The organism is Bartonella sp. CM86QHHN (assembly GCF_042194695.1).
Taxonomy (GTDB): domain Bacteria; phylum Pseudomonadota; class Alphaproteobacteria; order Rhizobiales; family Rhizobiaceae; genus Bartonella.
Window position 1 is genome coordinate 1 of the sequence record NZ_JBHIND010000017.1, and the last position, 21,788, is coordinate 21,788.

Sequence of the window (21,788 nt, forward strand, 5' to 3'; positions counted from 1 at the left end):
AATATAATGGGCCTCACCATATAACTTTAACTTCTCACTCACTAAACTGCTTAAACCTATTCCTAATTTACCTGCATTCCCTGATAAGTCCGTGGTAAATGAATGCCGTTGATTAATTAACGTTTGATTGTCATCTTTATTCTCACGCAACCATGCTGCTATAATATACGCAAGCGATGAGGAATCCATGTGAAAACCAAATTCATATCCTAAAGATAAACCAACCTCACTGCGTAATGAAGTGAATGGACGCATGTCACCTGTCATGTCATTCGATAACTTGATTTCTTTACCCTCAACTTGCAACCATGTAAATTGTCCATAAGGCTGCAACCAACTGTTCTTTGACGTCTTAAGTCGATAACCTGCTTCAAAGGAGGCGCCCAGCGCCCATTGCCTATAACTTCCTTCAATCCCTAAACCATTCGTTGAAACTGCCTTTAGAGTATTTTGATAATGATTGTATTTTAAAATACCATCGAGATACCATCCACTATGATCCAAATAAGTGACATAAGCGCCAATACCATAAGTATTGATACCACTGATGCCCCCCCGTGCATGCGCAACACGGGCACGATCATAACTGCCAAAACCACCTATATAAAATTCTCCATTTTCCCACTCGCTTAAACCATTGATCCCCAAAACGATACCGGTCTGATCCAGTTTAAAATCTATATGCTCTGTAACANAAAACTGAAAGTTTCTCACTCAATTGTAGAAAAGGTTGTTCTTTATGAACTGGACGCACAATCATTTGATCGGCTAAAGATTGAGAAGAGGTTGAAACAGCAGTTTGTTGTTTTTCATCAGAAAGAGGATGAAAACTTCCTGAACCTAAGACTTCAATAACGGGACTTCCAAGAGAGGAAACAGTTGGAGATACAAAAGCTGGAGATCTTTGACTCAAGTTTTGGCGGTTTTTTCTTCGACGTGGCAATTTAATAATACGCGCTTGTGGTGCTGCAATAGTTGAAAGAGAAGAAGCTGATTGATTTTGATTTAAATGCCGCATAGATCTGCTTCTACTACGTGGTAAACTGTTGAGAAATGAAACATTATCAATAAATACTGCAGATAAATACCAAACTTTTTCGCCCCCACCCTCATCAATTCTCTGTTTTAAACCATACGTATAGGTTCCGCCATCAATAGTTTTAACATTTGCACCAGAAAAGCTTCTCAGGGTAAAATGTGCTCCTCCACTTTGATCAAAAATTAAATCAAGTCCTGCTGAAGAAGGATCAACAATTTCAATACCAGAATCTACGACACTTATTGTATGAAAACCACTCCCATTCTCAATAAAGAGGTAATCACCTTTTCCTTCTGCAAGGCTAACATTAAGGTCAAAATGTAGACTCCCTGCTAGATTATCAATATAAAGCTGAGAGTAATATAAATCATCTTCAGAAGAAGTAAAAATGACTTTTCCTACACCGCTTAACTGCTGAATGCGTGTACTTTTATCGTCAAACCCACGAGCAACGGAGTATAATTGAGCGTCTTCTCCGTTTAATTCAATGTTTTCTACTATAGTTTGTTGACCATTATCTCCAGCATCAAGATGGAGCCCACCAAAATCCTGAACTTTTATTTCTCCTCCTAATATTGCACCAGGAGAAATCCATGAATTAGCATTACCTTCAATCGTTAGATTCTTTACAATTCCACCTGCATAGACTTCTTGAACACCACCAGTGCGTAAAATGACTGTATTTGCTTCACCTCCTGCTAAAACACGCTGCACACCCTCTGAAAAGATTTCAGCATTTACAGCTAAACCGCCAGCTTTTTCTGCAAAGTTATCATCATTAGGAAACCATTTAGCAAGAGTTTGTATTCCTCCACTCATCACTTTTGTTCCCACAGCCATCCCATCATCATATACATTCTGCTGTCCTGGCGTATCACCTTGACCATACAGTATCGTGTTATAAGCGCTGCTCCCCACAATTCCACCATTTACATAACCATCTCCGAAAACAAGCTGCTCCCCACCATAAATTTCAGCTCTCAATGCGGTTCCTCCTCCCTCCACTCTTTGTTTTCCATCCTCGTAAATAATCGTAAATTCTGAAATCCCTTGTTCCCCTACAATCTCAACACCACCATTTTCAATGGTTGTATTTTTACTGAAACCACCAGCTTCAACATAAAGTCTTCCTGATCCCTGAATTGTATTATTAATAGACTTCTTAAGAACACCTTGCTCTCCATCATCAGAGACATAAACTACGTTATCATCACCGAGCAAAGAGCTTTGTAGAATTCCTCCTCCTTCCCCAATGCTGTAATGAATTACATCAGAGATACTAAAATCTTTTGCCGATGTCATATTTTCTTCTTTTTCAGGAAGCTTATCTATAGGCGACTCCACATGAGGTGAAGGAATTACAGGAGCAGAAGTTATTTGTGATGTAGCCAAAGACCAAGTCTTTCCCCCATTATCATCTTTTGTCTTTAAGCCATACATGTAGGCTCCACCATCAATCGTACTCGTCTCTTCACCAGAAAAATCTGTCAGAGTAAAATGCGCATTTCCGCTTTGAACATGAATTAAATCAAGCTCCAAAACTAAATTCTGATCTTGTAGAGGAGAATTGGTAATTTCAACACCAGAATCGATAACGCTTATGGTGTGATTACCTGATCCTTTTTTGATCAGAAGATAATCACCGCGCTGTTCTGCAAAATTAGTATGCAACCTAAAATGTAAACTCCCTGAAAGATCATTGATCTCAAGTTTAGAGTAATGTGGATCAAACACGGTAGAAGTAAAAATAACACGACCATTCCCACTCAGATTCTCAATCAAAGAACTTTCACCATCTATATTAGAGGCAATCGCGTACAATTTTGTATCTCTGCCATTTAAGACAATTTTTTCTACTTCAGTACGAGATTGCTCTGCACCAGCATAAAGATAAATCCGTCCAGAATCATTAACCGTTGTCTTTCCTTCCAATGTTGCGCCACCATGTAACCACGATTGTGCTTGATCCTTAACGGTTAAATCTTTTACATAACCTCCTAAATCTATTGCCTGAAAAGCAGTCCCTTCTAAAAGAACGCCAATCGCGATTCCTCCCGCTAAAACATGTTGCTGTCCACCAGAAAAGACCTTCGTATCAAAGGCAAAACTGCTATAATGGTCTAAATCTTCTTCCACATAAAGATTTTGTACCCCTCCTTCCATGATCTTTGAGCTAAAAACCTCTCCATCATCATACACATTCTGATATCCTCGCACTCCATTCTCACCAGAAACGATAGTGTCATGAGCGCTACTCCTTACCATCTCCCCTTTGATATCAGACTTTCCTGAAACAAACTGCTCACCACCGTAAATTTTAGCCCCTTCAACTTTTCCCCCATCTTTAACCTTTTGTTTTCCCTCTCTCTTAACTGTACTATCCTGTGAAAGACCCTGTGTTCTAACAAGCTCAGTGCCGCCTCTTTGAATTGTTGTATACAAGCTAAAACCACCGTGATAAACGGAGATCTTTCCACCGTCTTTAACTGTATTACTAATCGAAGTTTCTCCAGTGCTTTCAACTTTCTCAACGTTACTATCAAAGCTAGGATCAGCAATCGTAACAATCATCCCCTTTTCAATTGTGCGTTCTGTGAGATCCTTCGATAATGAAGCTATAGCAAATGGTTGCAAGCTAAAATCAGAAAATAAAGAGGTATTTGTCTCATCAAGAGCATAATTCGCATCTAAATACCAAATTTTACCAGCCCCCTTATTGTTTCTATGTTTCAAACTATACCGATAGGTTCCGGCATCAATAGCTTTGATTTTTTCACCAAAAGTGTTTGCCAGAATAAAATGAGCATTTCCGCTGCGATCAGAAATTAATTTAAGCTTTTTGTGGGAAGGGATTGTAATTTCACGCCCAGAATCAGCCACACTTATTGTGTGATAACCTGAACCACTTTCTTTAATGACAAGATAATCACTAAGATGCTTGGCAAAGTTGACATTAAAATCAAAATGTAAAGAACCTGAAAGATCATCAATATTAAGCTTAGAGTAATGCTTATTAGTCCCTAAGTACGTAAAAATAACTCTGCCACTTCCAGCTAAATTCTGGATATTAACGTGAGGTTTTTTGCTGTTATCTTCAGGAGCAATAATGTATAGTTTGCTATCTTCTCCATTTAAATTAAGATTTTCTACTTCCGTAACAGCTTCACCATTTCCAGCATAGAGATAGAGGTTGCCAAAATCATTAACATTTGTATCCTTATCTAATATCGCACCGGCAAAAACCCATGATTGTGCTTGATGATTAATGGTTAGATTATCCACGTATCCAGAATCATATATCTTCTGAGTAGCTCTATCGTATAAAGTAACTTCGCTCGCATTCCCTCCTGCAAAGATATTCTGCATACCATTTTTAAAAAGTTCGGTACTCAGTGCAAAAGCCCCCTCATTAATTGTAAAATCTTCATCTTTTATATCGGCTGTATCAGCATCTTCTGAGAAACCGTTATGAAAATTCTCTTTACCATCAAGATTCTGGACACCACCTTTCATAATCTTTGTGTCAACAGCCATCCCCCCACTATAGACACTTTGTATTCCTAGCATTCCATCTGCAGCATGAATTTCAGTGCCATAAGCACTACTTTCCTTATCTTTACGCGACAAACCATCCCCAAGAAACCCCTTACCAAAAATAATCTGCTCACCGCCATGGATTTGAGCCCCTTCTGCATTTGCACCACTCTCAACAATTTGTTTCCCCCCTTTTTTAACAGCGGCATATTCCGAACTGCTCAAGTTTTGGACAAACTCAATCCCACCATGCTCAATTGTCGTATCCCTGCTAACACTTGCTGCATCAATGTAGAGTTTTCCCCCTTCTCTAACCGTATTATTAATGGAATAAGCTGCATCTTTATAGTTAAAGCTATTTATTTCAGAACCTTCAGAGTCACGGTTAGTAATATAGATCGTAGCACCATCGCTTATTATTGAATTTGTGAGTACTTCAAAGAATAGCTTTTCTAATCTCTTCCTTTCCTCTTCTGAAAGATCACTTCCTTCTACTGTCTGTTTATTCTCTATCTTTTTTGATCCCCCCTTTTTTTCTTTTAGTCCCCTCACTTCCGATAACAACTTTCTTGTCTCTTCTAGGTGTTCACTGATACTTACTGGTGTTAATAACTTTTCTCTTGGTGTAGCTACTCCATATGCACTCGCAATCTTGACAAAAAAACCACTGGCCATTACCGCACAAAAACTTAATTTCAATTTGCGTTGCATTATTTACACTCCATAATTTTAAATTTAAATTCTCCCATTTAGAAAAAAGTGCATAGATCAAAACAACACAACGTAATTGCTCAACCTCATGTCTTTTAAGATAGCAAAGCATTCGATGGATTAAGCTCTGACAGATCAAATATACACCATGTGTTTTAAAATGCATGCACAACTAAAAGATTTAATTTGTTTTAGATACACTTTAAAAGTGTTATAATTGCATCCATGAAAAATATTTTTAATATTTTGAGACACTAAACACTGATCTACGAATAAGATTGATCCCTTAATAGATAAAAATGGCATTAAACTTTAAAGGACACAGCAATGTGAATGAGAGCTGCGTTTATAGCCACCTATTGCCATCTTCTACAGCATTTAAAGCAGTGTCTTTATCTTATTCAATATGGATAATATATAGAGCACTTATTCATACTCATCAGCCCATAATCATTGTTCTAATATATAACGAAGTGTCATAATATTGACTCGACACTGATTTGAAATTTCTATAGTTATAGTCAGTTAACTCGTCATTTGATTTGTCATATACTGAAAGGGACATTCTATTCATGTCTATAAACTCAGAAATGAAAGCTACAAGCAACAGAAACTCCCCTCGTCGGATTTTATTTGCAAGCCTTATTGGCCCAACAATTGAATTCTTTGATTTTTATGTCTTTGGCACTGCCGCAGCTCTTATATTTCCTCATGTGTTTTTTCCAACACAAAATGATCAAATTGCCATTTTACAATCTTTCCTAATATTTGGAGCAGCCTTTTTTGCCCGCCCTTTTGGATCAGTTGTTTTTGGACATTTTGGAGATAAAATTGGAAGAAAAGCAACACTTATCGCTTCTCTTCTCACAATGGGTCTTTCAACAGTCATTATTGGTTTTCTTCCTACTTATGAAATAGCTGGGTGGTTTGCCCCTTTCCTCTTAACCTTGTGCCGTATTGGACAGGGAATTGGATTAGGAGGAGAATGGGGAGGAGCTGTTTTGCTCGCAACAGAAAATGCCCCTCCAGAAAAGCGCGGCTGGTATGCAATGTTCCCCCAATTAGGCGTTTCAATAGGTTTGTTTTTATCTATTGCTGTTTATTTGGGTCTGCTGCATTTCCTTGATCGTGAAGAACTTTTAGCCTGGGGATGGCGTATTCCTTTTATTGCTTCAGTTGTTTTTATGATTATAGGATTATGGGTCCGTCTTTCAATCAATGAAACTGTTCAATTCAAAAAAACTCTTGAAAGTAAAAAACATGTCAAAGTTCCTATCATAGATGTCTTTTTAAAATGTCCACGAATCCTATTTCTTGGAATATTTTCTGGTATGGCAACTTTTGTTTTGTTTTACTTGGTTACTACATATTTGTTAAGCTATTCAACAAACCATTTGCAATTGCCATTTCATCAAGCTCTTCAAATCGAAATTGTCGGTGCTATTTTTTGTGGGATTTTTACTGTCATCACGGGAAGACTCGCTGACCGTATTAGACGTAGAACTTTGATGATTTGGATTACAATCATCACCGGTATTTATTCTTTCGCAATTCCTTATTTCTTAAATTCTGGAGTTATAGGAGTCCTTGCAATGTCTGTTATCGGTTTGTCTCTCATGGGAATGATATACAGTCCTCTTGGTGCTGTTTTGGCTTCACCATACCCAACAGCAATTCGATATACCGGTTCTTCTATTACTTTCAATTTATCTGCTATTGTAGGAGCATCTCTCGCGCCTTATATTGCAGAATATCTGGTGCAACATTTCGATACATCTTATATCGGTTATTATTTGCTTCTTGCTTCTTTTATTTCACTGATTTGCTTCGTCGGATTTACAGATGATGAAATATCCAACTAAAATATAATAACGAAGAATAAAATAAGGACTGGCGGCAAAAATGCTGCCAGTTTCGTTTTTAAAGATAGGGGTTGAGGTATTTTCCACCACAATATTCCTGCAAACAAGGCACTCAAAAAGAAAAATAAAAAATCTGCAATATTGCTTATATAAGAAACAGCAAACATTTCTGATAAGATATGCGTTGTCCCCAACCATGAAACGCAAAAGAAGGCCAACATCACAGCCCATAAAACAAGCAAAATTCGATCAATGATCATCATTATGGCGTTTCGTTTTTTTAATTATAGTCCATATATTTAACATGCCTAAAAGAAAAATCACAATAAAAACCCAACGCCCTCCCCCTGAGCCTTCCGTAATAAAAAGTGCAGGATTTACTATTCCCAGTAATCCTATAAAAATCAGAACAATAGATACAAGACGCATTAAATCTGTTTTTCCCAGCGACGATCTTCAGTCTGTTGCCAATACGTTAAATTATGATTTTCCATTTTATATTTTTTCCACTGTGCACGAACGAGATTCAACTGCTCTTCACTTCTACCATCAAATATCACGACAAGCCGTTGATAAGCATCAATATCCGAACAAACAGCTCCCTCTATGAGAAAACGAATCTTTGAATCATTCGGATTTTCTTGTCCTGTCGTAAGAAATACAGGCTGAAAGTTTGGATATTGATCACACTCCGTTCCATGTCCAATAAATGATTCATCAGTATAAACCCATAAATGTATATCTATAGAATCGCGTTGTTCTTTACTCACACACTGTATTGTTACTTTACCAAAACGAGCCAATGCACGCTCCACAAGCGTCGGCAAAATATCCTTCAGCGTTGACTGCGTCAAATGATAGAATAAAATATCCAATCTCTTAAGCTTTCATCATTCTTTATAAAAAAGCTAACATCTTTTTAAAAAAACTTCTATATCCCTAATACAAAGGAAACGGTTCAAGATATAAACCCTCTTTTTTGATTGAGATGCATTATCTTTTTGCACGTGTCTTTAAAAGACAAAAATTTTTATCTTCAACGTTAATAAAAAAGTTTTTTAAGTTATTTTCTAGATTCTTCTAGATTCTTTGTAGACTATAGTTGAAAATAAAATATAATGTACGGAAAATTTAAAGAGGACCTCATAGGCAATTTTATATTATTTATTTGGTAAAAATATCCAATTCATGAAAGGATATTTTTACAAACTTTATTACATTTTAACCGAAAGCAGTAAGAATATTTGCTATCGAATTAAAAACTGAGGATTTTCCCCAATTTATGCGTATTATTGAGTTCTACATCCTGAAACGTGTCCTTGTTTTGTTTAGTTCTGTCATGATTGCAGCAGTGGGCGTTAGTTGGACTATACAAATTCTTGCACGGATAAACTTTCTCACAACAAGTAAACAAACACTCCTCACAGTCTTACAATTTTCACTCTCATTGGTTCCTTCTGTTATTTTTGTTGTCATTCCGTTTGCATTAGTTATCGCAATTACAACCATCCTCTCAGCAATGCATCAAGACTCAGAACTTGCTGTCATCAATGCCTCTGGTTTTCCTAAAAGTACTGTTTGGAAACCTATCCTTCTTCTTGCTATTGTTGCATCCTGTATCTCCTTTTCTATAGCTAATTTTGTTGTTCCTCAAGCGCGTCTTCATATGCGACAAATGCTAGCAAGCGCTCATTTTGATCTTATTAATCTATTCATTAGTGAAGGGAGCTTCCAAAAACTCGCCAATAACCTTTACATAGAAATTGGCGAACGAAATCCAAATGGAACACTTGAACGCCTTTTCATTGCCGACCAGCGTGATCCTAAGACTGATCTTTTTTATTATGCAACAGACGCATCCATTGTGAGCAATAAAAACGGCAGTTTTCTGGTTCTCAATAACGGTGAAATAGAAAGAGTCAATCATCAAAATAACAGTGTTTCAATCGTGCAATTTAGCTCATATACTTTTAGCCTAGGAGAGTTTATCCCCAGTGATAAAACACCTACTCTTTATCCAAAAGATCGGTCTCTTTCTTATTTACAAAACCCTGACCCAAAAGATCCCTACTATCAACGAAAACCACTCCAATATAAAGCTGAATTTCACCGCAGATTAACACAATGGCTCTACCCTATTGTTTTTTCACTTATTGCATTAGCAGCCGCAGGGGATGTGCGCTCCCATCGACAAGCTCGTCATTCCGCAAATCTCTCGGCAATTGCCCTCTCTTTTCTGGTGTATTGGATAGGATATTTTTTCGCAGAAAAAGCAAAAAGCGATCTTGCATACGTTCCTCTCCTTTATATTATACCTATAGGAACAAGTGCATTTGTCTTTTTTATGCTTTTAACGAATCATAAAATTGGGCTTCCCACAAAAGTTAATGAGATACTTCAAATCGCTTTTCAAAAAATAATGAACAAATTTGAACAGCGAAAATCTCAAGATTCCTCGGATGAAATATCATGATTGGGTGGACACTTGGACGATATTTTTTTATACGTTATCTTAAAATAACTTGTTATTTCTGGGGAAGCATTTTTGTTCTTGCTCTTTTAATCGATTTCACAGAGAATTCCGGTAGGCTATCTTCCCTTCCGCATTATACAGCAAAAGATGCATTTTTCCTCTCTGCTTTACGCATCCCTTTTATCATGCAACAACTTATCCCTTTCATTGCACTCTTTTCTGCAATGGCAACGCTTATCTCGCTCAACAAAAAACTTGAACTTGTAGTGACTCGTTCAATCGGTGTTTCTGCATGGCAATTTCTTATGCCAGCTTGTTTTGGAGCTTTTCTTTTGGGATTATTTTCAATTCTTCTCATTAATCCACTTGCTGCATGGGGATTTTCTCAAGCAGAAAAAAAGATGACTGAATGGCGCAATCACAATGTACTAACACCTCTTCACAATACAAGTATCCACTGGTTAACACAACGTACAAATTTAGGCAGAACAACCATTGGTGCCAAATCTATCACCGATCAAGGACTTTCTCTTCTCGATGCAACCTTTGTACAATACAATGACAACGCAACCGTCAAAAATTGGATTAACGCCCCAAAAGCAACCTTGACTAATGGATTTTGGCTATTAACAAATGGAACAATCTATAAAATAGGGCATCCTCCTGAAAAATTTACCGTGTTGCAAATAAAAACCAATCTAAAACCTGAATTTTTAACGGAACGTTTAGTGAATCCCGCAACTATTCCATTTTACCAATTGCCAAAAAAAATTATGATTGCACGTTCATTTGGCTATTCTGCTCATAATTTTGATATGTATTTCCAATCTTTGATTGCATTACCGGCATTGCTTGTGGCAATGACCCTCATTGCAGCAACTGTATCTTTAAATTTTACACGTTTTGGGCAATCTAGAATGTTGATTCTTGGTGGCGTAATAGCTGGGTTTATGCTTTATGTTATTTCCGTACTTGTTCAAGCTTTCGGTAATGCTGGATATATTCCACCAATTATTGCAGCTTGGACACCCGTTGTTATTGCGTTATTCTTAGGAATCTCTTTTTTACTTCATAAAGAGGATGGCTAAGTGAAAGCATTAACACTTAAAAAAACTATTTTAACAAAATTAAGTGCTCTCGCTTTTAAAAGTGTTGTGGGGGTTATTTTAGGAGGTGCTTTATCTTATTGTGCGCACGCTCAAAGCCTTCAATCTCCTTCTCAAAGTCGCATTCAAAATCCGGAACCTCCTCTTTTGCTCTCTGCGGATGAACTCATCTACAATCGTGATGAAAACACTGTTTCTGCACACGGTAATGTCCAAATCGAATATGATGGCAATAAAGTTGTCGCTCAAAAAATTATTTACAATCAAAAAACAGGACGGCTTATAGCACAAGGGAACGTTGAAATTACTCAAAAGGATGGTAATAAAATTTATTCCAACCAAATTGATATGACCAAAGATCTTGGCGAGGGTTTTGTAAACGCCTTACGTATTGATACAGCCAACAATGTTCACTTTTCAGCCCAAAATGCTACACGCAAACACAATCACATAACAGTCTTTGAAAATGCAACCTATACAGCCTGTGAACCTTGCTCTTATAAACCAGATCGAGACGTCCTATGGAAAATTAAAGCAAGAAAGATCATATGGAATAATAGCGTCAAAAAAATTCGGTTTGAAAATAGCAGTTTTGAAGTTTTTGGTGTACCGATTATAAAATTTCCAAATTTTGAGATCTATGATCCAACTGTCAGGCGTGCTAGCGGTCTGCTTACTCCTCATTTTTTTTATACTGATTATCTCGGTATGGGGATAAAGAATTCTTATTTCTGGAATCTCGCCCCCCATTATGATTTTACCCTTTCTTCTACGGTTTATACCCAACAAGGGCTTTTAACCGAAGGGGAATGGCGTCAGCGTTTAAAAACGGGCCGTTATAACATTCGCTTTGCTCATATATATCAAATGAAACCGCATAGATTTGATAATGATACGATTGATGCCCAACATAAAAACCGTTATATGCTGGCGACAAAGGGGGATTTTCGTATTAACTCACACTGGACTTATGGATGGGATATTCTTGCACAATCGGATCGGCATTTTAGTCGTGCCTATAAACTTGAAAACTATAACAATCCTACACAACTTTCTCAGATCTATTTGAATGGTCTTGCAGGAAAAAATTATTTTGATATGCGTTTTTATCATTTTAAAGTTCAAGATTCAATACTGAATGATCCTCATTATGAACGTCACTCTCGACAAGCGTGGGTCTTACCACGCATCGATTATTTTTTCACACCAGATGAACCCATTTATAATGGAGAGCTTACCTTCCATAGTAATATGCAATCAGTTTATCGTCGCCATGCTGACTTCAGTTCACCCGACCAGAACGGAAACCCTCTCAACACAGTAAAACTTTCTGGTATGGCTGGAAATAGTTTGCGTTTAACAAACGAGCTTCAGTGGAAAAAGCGCTTCAACACGCACAACGGACTCATCTTAACCCCTCTTCTCTCTCTACGAGCTGATATCATTACAACCAATGCAAGCGAAAATCACACAGATTCTATAGAAAACAATGCCTTATCCGCAATTCATGGTTCAGCAATTCGTGGCATGGCAACAGCAGGGTTGGAACTACGTTATCCCTTCCTCATTACAGCTGATCATTCTACACATATTATAGAACCAACTGCACAAATTTTTATACGCAATAATGAACAATCTATTGGACAAATTCCTAATGAAGATGCTCAAAGCTTTGTCTTTGATGCAACCACTCTCTTTCAACGAGACAAATTTTCTGGTTATGATCGTGTAGAAGGTGGTACAAGAGCCAATATAGGTATAAGATATTCTGGAAGCCTTAATGATAATTGGTCTCTTTATGGTCTCATTGGACAATCCTTCCATCTAGCAGGAAAGAATTCTTTTGCAGAAAAGGACTTTATCAATGTCGGTACTCATTCTAGCTTAGAGGCAAAACGTTCAGACTATGTTGCAATGTTTGGTACAACCCATAAAAGTGGTTTTTCCTTAGAAACGCGTGGACGCTTTGACAAAAAAACAGGAAAAATCCGCCGTAGTGAAATCGAAGCATCACAAAAATGGCAAAATTTTTGGGCGGCTCTACAATATGCCTATATCGCAAAGCAACCAGATTATGAATATTCTCAAGAGCGCCAAGAAATTTCTTTTCAAACAGGACTTAAATTAGCAGATTATTGGTCCATTAATAGCAACGCCGGTTATGATTTAGTATCTGGTACATTTATAAAGCGAGGAATTAGCTTGAGTTATATGGATGAATGTTTCGGGTTAACATTCGGTTATCAACAGGTAACGAATCCAGGCAGGAAAGCACCCTTGCAAAACTTTAATTTCTCTCTTTCATTGCGTACGATTGCAGATATCGGAAAAAAGATAGATTAATTTATAAAGGGAATGTATCAGTCATTTAACTTATCATTGTTTTTATGAAAGAAAGCGTGTATTTTAAGTTGTTGATGAGAATTAATAAACAATGCGAAAGCCTATTTACATGAATAAATTGAAAAAGCGTTTTCTTGCTTTATTTTATATTGCATCTTTGAGCGTAAGTAGCCTGCTAATAAATGGATTTTTGATTCCGACAGTCTTTGCGCAGACTTCTATTGTTGTTACAGTTAATGGCAACCCCATCACAAATTATGATATACAAAGACGCCTTGCTTTTCTCAGGCTACAACAAAAGCAAGGCAATTTGGTGGCACAGGCTAAAAAAGAGCTTATTGATGAAAAGCTAAAAAATATTGAAATAAAACGTCGTAATATTGAAGTAAGCAATGATGAAGTTGATAGAGCTTTTGAGAATTTTGCGACACAAAATAATATGACGATTGATCAGCTCAACCAGATTCTGATCCAAACTGAGATCACAGTGCAACACTTTAAAGATTACATCCGTGGACAAATAGGATGGGGGCGTCTTGTTAGCGCACGCTATCAAGCTGAAACAGGTATGATTAGCGAACAAGAAGCTGTACGCAGAATATTAAAAAATGGTGGTGTAAAACCTTCAACCAACGAATATACATTACAGCGAATTGTTTTTGTCATTCCTGCACATCGTCGTTCAGAGATCTTTGAAAGACGTCAAAGAGAAGCAAGTAATTTTCGCGCACATTTCCGTGGATGTGCCAATGCTCACAATCAAGCAAGAGGTATTTTAGACGTTACTATCCGCCACTTAGGAAAGTTTCTGGAGCCACAACTTCCTAATGCATGGGAACAAGCTATTCTTGAAACGCCTGCTGGAAAAATGACAAAATTACAAGAAACATCTGATGGAATCGAAGCAATTGCTGTCTGCAAAATAAAAAGAGTTTCTGATGATTATGTCGCTCGACTGATATTTTCTCTTCAAGATAGTAAAAAAAGAAGCCCGCAAAAACTTGAAGAATTAAGCGACAAATATTTAGAAGAACTGCGCCGAGTGGCACGCATTCAAAATTCATAATGGCTGCTCTTATTGTTAGCGGTGGTGATCCTGCCGGAATTGGTCCTGAAATAGTACTAAAAGCGTGGAATTTGCGTGTTACGCGCCAAATTCCACCTTTTGTACTTCTTGCTGATCCAGATGTTATTCGTTCGCGCGCTCGTTTTTTACAGATTGATGTTGAGGTGCAATCTGTTTTAATCAATAATCCTGCAAAAAATTTTCAAAAAGCTCTTCCTATCATACCGTTAAAAAACAAACAAAGTGATCAATTAGGTATACCTTCATCGAAAAATACAGCTGGAATTATTGAAGCAATTAAACGCTGTGTTCAATTGATTCAAAATGGCCGTGCATGTGCACTTATCACTTGTCCTATTGCAAAAAAGAGTCTTTATGATGCCGGTTTTCGATTTCCAGGTCATACAGAATTTTTAGCCGATTTAGCCCATAAAGCTTTTCATAAATGTTATCATCCAGTTATGATGTTAGCAGGACCTCGATTAAAAACAGTACCAATAACTGTTCATATTCCATTTAAAAATGTTCCTTCACAGCTTACCCGTGATTTAATTATTCAAACGGTACTTATTACTGAATATGACTTAAAAACAAGGTTTAAAATAACATCACCCCGACTAGCTGTTGCTGGTCTTAATCCTCATGCTGGAGAAGGAGGTGCTATGGGAAAAGAAGATATTGAAGTTATCACTCCTGTTATTGAATATCTTAAAAAGAAAGGACTCAATATTGCAGGCCCGCTGCCTGCCGACACAATGTTCCATGAATGCGCAAGAAAAGCATATGACGTTGCCATTTGTATGTATCATGATCAAGCCCTTATCCCTGTTAAGACATTAGACTTTGATAGCACTGTTAATGTCACGTTAGGTCTACCTTTTATTCGCACGTCTCCAGATCACGGAACTGCTTTTGACATTGCTGATAAAGGGATAGCCTCTCCCGAAAGCTTTATTGCTGCTCTTAAACTTGCAAATCAACTTGCAAAAAATAGTTTAAACCCATGCCAATAGATAATCTCCCTCCTCTGCGTGAGGTCATTGATATATATGGATTACAAACGCATAAATCTTTGGGGCAGAATTTTCTTTTTGATCTTAATTTAACATCTAAAATTGCTCATCAAGCAGGCAATATAGAAGGAAAACCTGTTCTTGAAATTGGTCCTGGTCCTGGAGGTCTCACACGTGCCTTGCTAGCAAAGGGTGCCATTGTAACAGCAATAGAACGCGATGAGCGCTGCATACCGGCTCTCTTAGAAATAGAAAAACACTATCCTAAAAAATTAAAAGTTATTTGTAATGATGCACTGAAGCAAGATTTCTCAAAACTCTTTGAAACAAGCCCTGTAAAACCGCGCATTATTGCAAATCTTCCCTATAATATTGGGACACAACTCTTATTAAATTGGCTTTTGACTGAACCATGGCCTCCTTTTTATGAATCAATGACATTGATGTTTCAACGTGAAGTTGCCAAACGGATTACAGCTAAACCTCAATCTACTCATTATGGACGTCTTAGTGTCTTAACTGGCTGGCGTACCACTGCTAAAATTGCTTTTGATGTCCCCCCTCAAGCCTTCATACCAATACCTAAAGTAACGTCTTCCGTTGTTCATATTATTCCGCGAATACAACCTCTTTCCTGCTCTGCACAAAAACTAAGCCTCATCACAAAAACCGCCTTTGGGCAAAGACGAAAAATGCTTCGTCAAAATCTCAAAATACTTGGAGGTGAAGAGCTATTAGAAAAAGCTGGAATTGATGGAACGCGCCGTGCTGAAACGCTCTCGATTTCTGAATTTGTAACTTTAGCGCATCTAGTGCTCTAAAAAATGCACTTTGTGTTATAAAACCTTTTTTAATCACAACATTTATCGATTTTTTCAGCAATAAGCCCATCAACAAAAGAGCCAAGATAAGAACAACGCTCACGTTTTACGGTTTCAGCTAAATAAATTGATTTAATAAAAGATAAAGACTGATCTAAATCTTCGTTAATCACAACATAATCATAAGAAAGCCAATGCTTTAACTCCGTTCGTGCATTTTCCAATCGCAAATTGATAGTATCTTGACTATCTTCTGCTCGACGATGTAAACGCGAAACAAGCTCTTTCATTGATGGTGGAAGAATAAAAACAGATACAGTGTCTCCTAGCATCTTTTTTTGCAGCTGCTCGGTACCTTGATAATCAATATCAAATAACATATCTTGGCCAGCATTCAATGCGCTTTCAACAGTTTCACGTAAAGTGCCATAATAATTTCCGTGAACTTCTGCCCACTCAATAAATTCATCCCTATCACGCTTATATTCAAACTCTTCTTTTGAAATAAAGTAATAATGCAGCCCATCTACTTCACTAGGACGCCTTTTCCTTGTGGTCATACTTACGGAAAGCTCTAATTGTCCCTCTTTTAGAAGTAATCGAGAAATTGTTGATTTACCAGCACCTGAAGGTGAAGAGAGAATAAATAAAAAACCGCGGCGTTGATTCATTTTTATAGTACTCAATTTACTTTCAAAGACTGTCATTACATCACTCTACTTTGTTCATAAATGTTTCTCCAAAGTTTGAATTATACATTATCTCAACCTTTCCCCTAATCAATGTGTTTTCTTAGCAATTCTCAATGTTATTCTGCTCTTTTTTGAGATAAGGTATTAGCAGTGTATTCACTTCTTTCTTAAATATTTTTATCCATACGCTAATCCCACTTGTGACAGACAAGGAAATAATTTTTTATCATTCTCATAAAAAGTTTAAATAGAAAAATTTTACTATATTTGAGATTTTCATTTACGATGCAAAAAGAGGTGTTATCACTATAAATTCAATGTTTTGCCTTTAATTCTCGCCACTTGCGAACATTCATATTATGTTCTTCTAAAGTTCGAGAAAAAACATGCCCTCCTGAACCATCAGCAACAAAATAAAGTGCATCACTGCTTGGTGGATGTGCCACCGCTTTTAAAGAATCTCGACCTGGATTTGCAATAGCCGTTGGGGGCAAACCATTAATTTTATAAGTATTATATGGTGTTTCCTTCTCAAGATCTGAACGATAAATTGCACGACCGGATGGTTTTCCTTTTCCTCCGAAGAGACCATAAATTACTGTTGGATCCGATTGAAGACGCATATGCTTTGTAAGGCGGTTATAAAATACCGCAGCAACCATTGGTCTTTCTGCTGCAATTCCCGTTTCTTTCTCAACAATTGAGGCTAATATAACAAATTCATCAATTGATTTAATAGGTAAATTAGGTGAACGCGTAGCCCATATAGCATGAATTAATTTTGTCTGTCCTTCACGCAACCTGTTTACAATCTCTTTACGCGTTGTTCCCCGAATAAAACGAACAGTATCCGTCATTAAATAACCTTCTGGAGGCAAAATTTTTGGAAGGTCTCCAATCAAAATTTCATTCGCAGCTAATCGATCGAAAACTTGCTGAACCGTTAAACCTTCAGGTACTGTAAATGTATACTCTATAGATTTTCCTTTCACAAGAATATCCATAATATCCTGCATCGAAGCATGAGCTGGAATTAAATATTCACCAGCCTTCAGATGCGTTGTTTTTTGGTGATAACCAACCCCATAAACAAAAATATCTGATGATCGAATGAAACCACGTTTTTCTAGCAATGAAGCAATTTCACGAATTCCGGTACCAGGATGGATAAAAACAATTTGTTCTTCCTCAATTTTTCCCTTTTCTTCAAAAATACTTTTTCCAATATAAAGAGGAATACTTATGGCAAAAAGAATAATCACAATCAGCATAAGAAAAAAATGACCGAGAATGACCAACGGATTACGGACGATAGATGATTTCTTTCGTTTTTTATGTATTAACATGTCATAACTATCTGCTAAATGATTCGAAGAGGAATCACTTACGTCCTTTAATGATTTTCCATTTTTCACATCGGACATAACCCCTCAATAGCGATTAAGGATAATATTATAATTTCTTATTCACCTTATAATAAAGTAGAAAACTCAAAAGCAAAAATTAAATAAAAATACTTATTATCCCCTAAAACGTCGCATCACCAACGATGCATTTGTCCCACCAAATCCAAAAGAATTAGAAAGAATCGTATCAATCTTTCGTTCACGCGGTTTGTGTGGTACAAGATCGATTTTCGTTTCAATCGATGGATTGTCAAGATTAAGTGTCGCTGGGGCTATATTATCCCGTATAGCTAAAATAGAAAAAATAGCCTCAGCAGCACCGGCTGCACCAAGTAAATGCCCGATAGATGATTTCGTTGATGACATAGAAACTTGTGGTGCATAACTCCCTAAAACACGCTCAACAGCCGCTAGCTCTATGGAATCAGCCATCGTAGATGTACCATGAGCATTAATATAATCAAGTTCACTTACATTCACTTGTGCACGCTTAAGAGCAGCTATCATACTACGCTGAGCCCCTTCACCACTTTCTGAAGGCGCTGTAATGTGGTAAGCGTCACCAGATAAACCATAGCCAATAACCTCAGCATAAATACGCGCTCCTCGTTTTTTGGCATGTTCCAGCTCTTCTAAAACAACAACAGCTGCTCCTTCCCCCATCACAAAACCATCACGATCAGTATCATAAGGACGTGACGCCCGTTCAGGATCATCATTGCGACAAGTGGAAAGAGCTCTACAAGCTGCAAAACCTGCAAGAGATATCCGATTTATTGGAGATTCGGTTCCCCCTGCCACCATGACATCTGCATCACCAAACATAATCAAACGTACCGCATCACCAATCGCATGCGCCCCTGTTGAACAAGCCGTTACAACAGAATGATTAGGCCCCCGTAAACCATATTGAATAGACACATAACCAGAAGCAAGATTAATCAAACGACCTGGAATAAAAAAAGGAGAAACACGACGTGGGCCCTTATCACGAAGCGTATAACCAGCTTCAACAATACCCTCAACTCCCCCAATTCCCGAACCAATTAACACGCCTGTACAAATCTGATCTTCATCACTCTTAGGAAACCATTCGGCATCTGCAAGCGCTTGGTTAGCAGCTGCCATTGCATAAACAATAAATGCATCAACTTTACGTTGCTCTTTAGGTTCCATATACAAATCAGCATTATAAGTCCCCTCTGTTCCATCCCCTAAGGGGATACGCGCAGCAATCTGGCATGGCAAATCTGACACATCAAACTCAGTGATACGTCGGACACCACTTCTTCCTTCAAGAAGTCGTTTCCAACTATATTCAGTATTACCAGCTAATGGAGATACCAACCCTAAACCAGTAACAACAACACGTCTCATAACTTCTAACCTTGAACTAAACTTCACCTCTCAAAGCTCTCTTTTCAAAAGAGCTCCGAAGAATATAGGCAAAAGCAATTTATGCCTTTGCCCTTTAGTAATCACGCAGAAGCTTTATCAATGAACTTGACTGCATCGCCAACTGTAAAAATCGTTTCAGCAGCTTCATCTGGAATTTCTACCCCAAACTCTTCTTCAAAAGCCATAACGAGTTCAACCGTATCAAGGCTATCAGCCCCTAGATCATCGATAAAGCTTGCATTTTCTACAACTTTATCAGCATTAACCCCAAGATGTTCCACGATAATTTTCTTAACGCGCTCTACTGTATCACTCATGTTGAAATCCTCGAATTTATATTTCCTATAATTTGGTTAACTATATCGGTTCATCTAATCAAGCAATAGATGCATTACTTTAAAAGATTTTAGTAATGATTTAAAACATCCTGTGGATATCCCCTACAAAATGAACCAATCTGACATTCCGACATCAATTGATCAACGACCATATTAAAGAAATAGATGCATCTATCCATTTCAATCGTTACTATCTAAAATAATACAACTCATAAATCAATGTGGAATAAAATAAATACTCAAATCATTGCCATTCCACCATTGATATGGAGTGTTTGACCTGTCGTATAGGCTGCTTCATCGCTTGCTAAATAAACAGCAGTAGCGGCTATTTCTTGCCCACTTCCCATACGTTTCATCGGAATCGCAGCCATAATGGCTTCTTTTTGCTTTTCATTAAGCTTGTCTGTCATTGCGGATTTAATAAATCCTGGAGCAATACAATTGACAGTGATGTTTCGCGAAGCAATTTCTTGTGCCAATGCTTTAGAAAAACCTATCAAGCCTGCTTTTGCAGCACAATAATTCGTTTGTCCAGGGTTTCCCACAACACCAACAACAGATGTAATGTTAATAACCCTTCCATAACGGCGGCGCATCATAGAATGTATTAATTCACGCGTCAAAAGAGAAGCAGCTGTTAGGTTAACTTCTAAAACATCATCCCAGTCTTTATCTTGCATACGCACAAAAAGACCATCCCTAGTGATTCCCGCATTGTTAACCAAAATATCGACGCCATCCATTTTTCTCTCTGCAACTTCAGCCAATTGTTTAACCGATTGGCGTTCAGAAAGATTAGCGGGAAATACAAAAACATTCTGCCCTAATTCTGCCGCCACTTCTCTGAGCTTTTCTTCACGTGTTCCATGAAGTCCAACAATAGCTCCTTGTGCATGAAAGCAGCGTGCAATTGCCTCACCAATTCCTCCCGAAGCCCCCGTTACAAGAGCTTTACGTCCTGTTAATCTAAACATTTTTAAACTCCTTATAGATTAAACGCCAAGCATGCCTAGCGCTGATTCTATTTCATCAACTGTTCCAATTGTTACCCCCTTTATATCTTTGTTAATACGACGCGTTAAACCTGTTAATACTTTTCCAGAACCAACTTCAAAAAGCGTATCAACCCCATTCGCAGCGATCCATTCTATTGTTTCACGCCATCGCACCCTCCCAGTCACTTGTTGGACAAGAAGAGTAGTAATACGCTCTGGATTGCTCTCAGGTGCAACAGAAACATTGGCAATCAAAGGAACAATAGGGGACATTTTGTTAACAGTCAAAAGTGCTTTCTTCATGGCATCACCAGCAGGTTGCATTAAAGATGAATGAAAAGGTGCAGAAACAGGAAGAAGAAGTGCACGTTTTGCACCTTTTGTTGATGCAATCTCTACCGCTGCCTCAACTGCTTTTGCTTTACCGGAAATAACAATTTGCCCACCACCATTATCATTAGCAATCTGACATAGTCCTTCTCCAGAAACAGTTTCACAAATTTCTTCCACAATGTGCTCTTCTAAACCAATTAATGCAGCCATAGAACCTTCACCAACCGCGACAGCATCCTGCATAGCATTGCCACGAATACGCAAAAGTCTTGCCGTATCTGTGAGAGTAAATGTACCTGCAGCACAAAGAGCCGAATATTCGCCTAAAGAATGACCAGCAACAAACCTTACCTTTTCTTCTATACGAAGCCCTAATTGTTTCATCACACGAATAACAGCCATAGATACAGCCATTAATGCCGGTTGTGCATTTGCTGTTAACGTTAAAACATCTGCTGGTCCCTCAAAAATGATCTTTGATAATTTCTCACCCAAAGCATCATCAACTTCCTCGAAAACCATCCGTGCGACAATAAATTGCTCTGCAAGCGCTTTCCCCATACCAACAAGTTGACTCCCCTGCCCTGGAAAAATAAAAGCTGCACCCATTTATCAACTCCTAAAACTGTACAATTAAATTATTTTCTTTTGACCT

Annotated in this window: 16 protein-coding genes and 1 pseudogene; 7 read left to right on the forward strand and 10 right to left on the reverse strand. The window is 37.7% G+C overall.

Annotated features, from left to right (window positions below; translation table 11 throughout):
• Positions 1–5,284 (reverse strand): annotated as a pseudogene (locus ACFIKX_RS01380) (autotransporter outer membrane beta-barrel domain-containing protein); the annotation flags it as partial.
• A 572-nt stretch (positions 5,285–5,856) separates the two neighbouring features.
• On the opposite strand from ACFIKX_RS01380, the gene ACFIKX_RS01385 reads away from it, so the two are divergent.
• Complete coding sequence (locus tag ACFIKX_RS01385) at positions 5,857–7,146, forward strand: MFS transporter (protein ID WP_375611247.1); 1,290 nt, start codon at positions 5,857–5,859, stop codon at positions 7,144–7,146.
• On the opposite strand, the gene ACFIKX_RS01390 is transcribed toward ACFIKX_RS01385, so the two are convergent.
• The 3 genes from ACFIKX_RS01390 to ACFIKX_RS01400 are packed head-to-tail and all read right to left on the reverse strand — an operon-like array spanning position 7,143 to position 8,021.
• A complete protein-coding gene (locus ACFIKX_RS01390; protein WP_375629333.1) occupies positions 7,143–7,406 on the reverse strand; it encodes a hypothetical protein in 264 nt (87 codons plus the stop codon). The two genes, ACFIKX_RS01385 and ACFIKX_RS01390, sit on opposite strands and share 4 nt — an antisense overlap.
• On the reverse strand, positions 7,396–7,575 hold the full coding sequence (locus ACFIKX_RS01395; RefSeq protein WP_375629223.1) for a hypothetical protein: 180 nt from the start codon (positions 7,573–7,575) through the stop codon (positions 7,396–7,398). Before ACFIKX_RS01395 ends, ACFIKX_RS01390 begins: the two co-directional genes overlap by 11 nt.
• On the reverse strand, positions 7,575–8,021 hold the full coding sequence (locus ACFIKX_RS01400; protein WP_375629226.1) for a DNA polymerase III subunit chi: 447 nt from the start codon (positions 8,019–8,021) through the stop codon (positions 7,575–7,577). Before ACFIKX_RS01400 ends, ACFIKX_RS01395 begins: the two co-directional genes overlap by 1 nt.
• 407 nt (positions 8,022–8,428) lie before the next feature.
• On the opposite strand from ACFIKX_RS01400, the gene lptF reads away from it, so the two are divergent.
• The 6 genes from lptF to rsmA all read left to right on the forward strand — a co-directional run bounded on the left by lptF (position 8,429) and on the right by rsmA (position 15,968).
• On the forward strand, positions 8,429–9,619 hold the full coding sequence (lptF, locus tag ACFIKX_RS01405) for an LPS export ABC transporter permease LptF (RefSeq protein WP_375629228.1): 1,191 nt from the start codon (positions 8,429–8,431) through the stop codon (positions 9,617–9,619).
• Positions 9,616–10,707 (forward strand): LPS export ABC transporter permease LptG, encoded by a 1,092-nt coding sequence (gene lptG / locus ACFIKX_RS01410; RefSeq protein WP_375629231.1) that lies wholly within the window; start codon positions 9,616–9,618, stop codon positions 10,705–10,707. The genes lptF and lptG overlap by 4 nt, the downstream gene beginning before the upstream one ends.
• Positions 10,708–13,068: an LPS-assembly protein LptD gene (locus tag ACFIKX_RS01415; protein WP_375629234.1), complete on the forward strand. Its 2,361-nt coding sequence runs from the start codon at positions 10,708–10,710 to the stop codon at positions 13,066–13,068. It begins immediately after the preceding gene.
• 109 nt (positions 13,069–13,177) lie between these two features.
• The gene (locus ACFIKX_RS01420; RefSeq protein ID WP_375629237.1) at positions 13,178–14,134 is read left to right on the forward strand and encodes a SurA N-terminal domain-containing protein; all 957 of its coding nucleotides are present in this window, start codon (positions 13,178–13,180) and stop codon (positions 14,132–14,134) included.
• Entirely contained in the window at positions 14,134–15,147 is a 1,014-nt protein-coding gene (pdxA, locus tag ACFIKX_RS01425) for a 4-hydroxythreonine-4-phosphate dehydrogenase PdxA (protein WP_375629240.1), read from the forward strand. Before ACFIKX_RS01420 ends, pdxA begins: the two co-directional genes overlap by 1 nt.
• Positions 15,138–15,968: a 16S rRNA (adenine(1518)-N(6)/adenine(1519)-N(6))-dimethyltransferase RsmA gene (rsmA, locus tag ACFIKX_RS01430; RefSeq protein ID WP_375629243.1), complete on the forward strand. Its 831-nt coding sequence runs from the start codon at positions 15,138–15,140 to the stop codon at positions 15,966–15,968. The genes pdxA and rsmA overlap by 10 nt, the downstream gene beginning before the upstream one ends.
• A 29-nt stretch (positions 15,969–15,997) precedes the next feature.
• Here the strand turns inward: rsmA and gmk are convergent, their stop codons facing one another.
• The 6 genes from gmk to fabD form a co-directional block, all read right to left on the reverse strand.
• Positions 15,998–16,675, reverse strand: a complete 678-nt coding sequence (gene gmk, locus ACFIKX_RS01435) for a guanylate kinase (RefSeq protein WP_375629245.1) — start codon at positions 16,673–16,675, stop codon at positions 15,998–16,000.
• Between the two features lie 299 nt (positions 16,676–16,974).
• On the reverse strand, positions 16,975–18,084 hold the full coding sequence (mltG, locus tag ACFIKX_RS01440; RefSeq protein WP_375629248.1) for an endolytic transglycosylase MltG: 1,110 nt from the start codon (positions 18,082–18,084) through the stop codon (positions 16,975–16,977).
• A 96-nt stretch (positions 18,085–18,180) separates the two neighbouring features.
• On the reverse strand, positions 18,181–19,443 hold the full coding sequence (fabF, locus tag ACFIKX_RS01445) for a beta-ketoacyl-ACP synthase II (RefSeq protein ID WP_375612931.1): 1,263 nt from the start codon (positions 19,441–19,443) through the stop codon (positions 18,181–18,183).
• Between the two features lie 101 nt (positions 19,444–19,544).
• A complete protein-coding gene (locus ACFIKX_RS01450) occupies positions 19,545–19,781 on the reverse strand; it encodes an acyl carrier protein (RefSeq protein ID WP_004860281.1) in 237 nt (78 codons plus the stop codon).
• Between the two features lie 260 nt (positions 19,782–20,041).
• A complete protein-coding gene (gene fabG / locus ACFIKX_RS01455; protein ID WP_375629251.1) occupies positions 20,042–20,779 on the reverse strand; it encodes a 3-oxoacyl-[acyl-carrier-protein] reductase in 738 nt (245 codons plus the stop codon).
• 18 nt (positions 20,780–20,797) lie between these two features.
• On the reverse strand, positions 20,798–21,742 hold the full coding sequence (gene fabD / locus ACFIKX_RS01460; RefSeq protein WP_375629254.1) for an ACP S-malonyltransferase: 945 nt from the start codon (positions 21,740–21,742) through the stop codon (positions 20,798–20,800).
• Positions 21,743–21,788 lie beyond the last annotated feature (46 nt).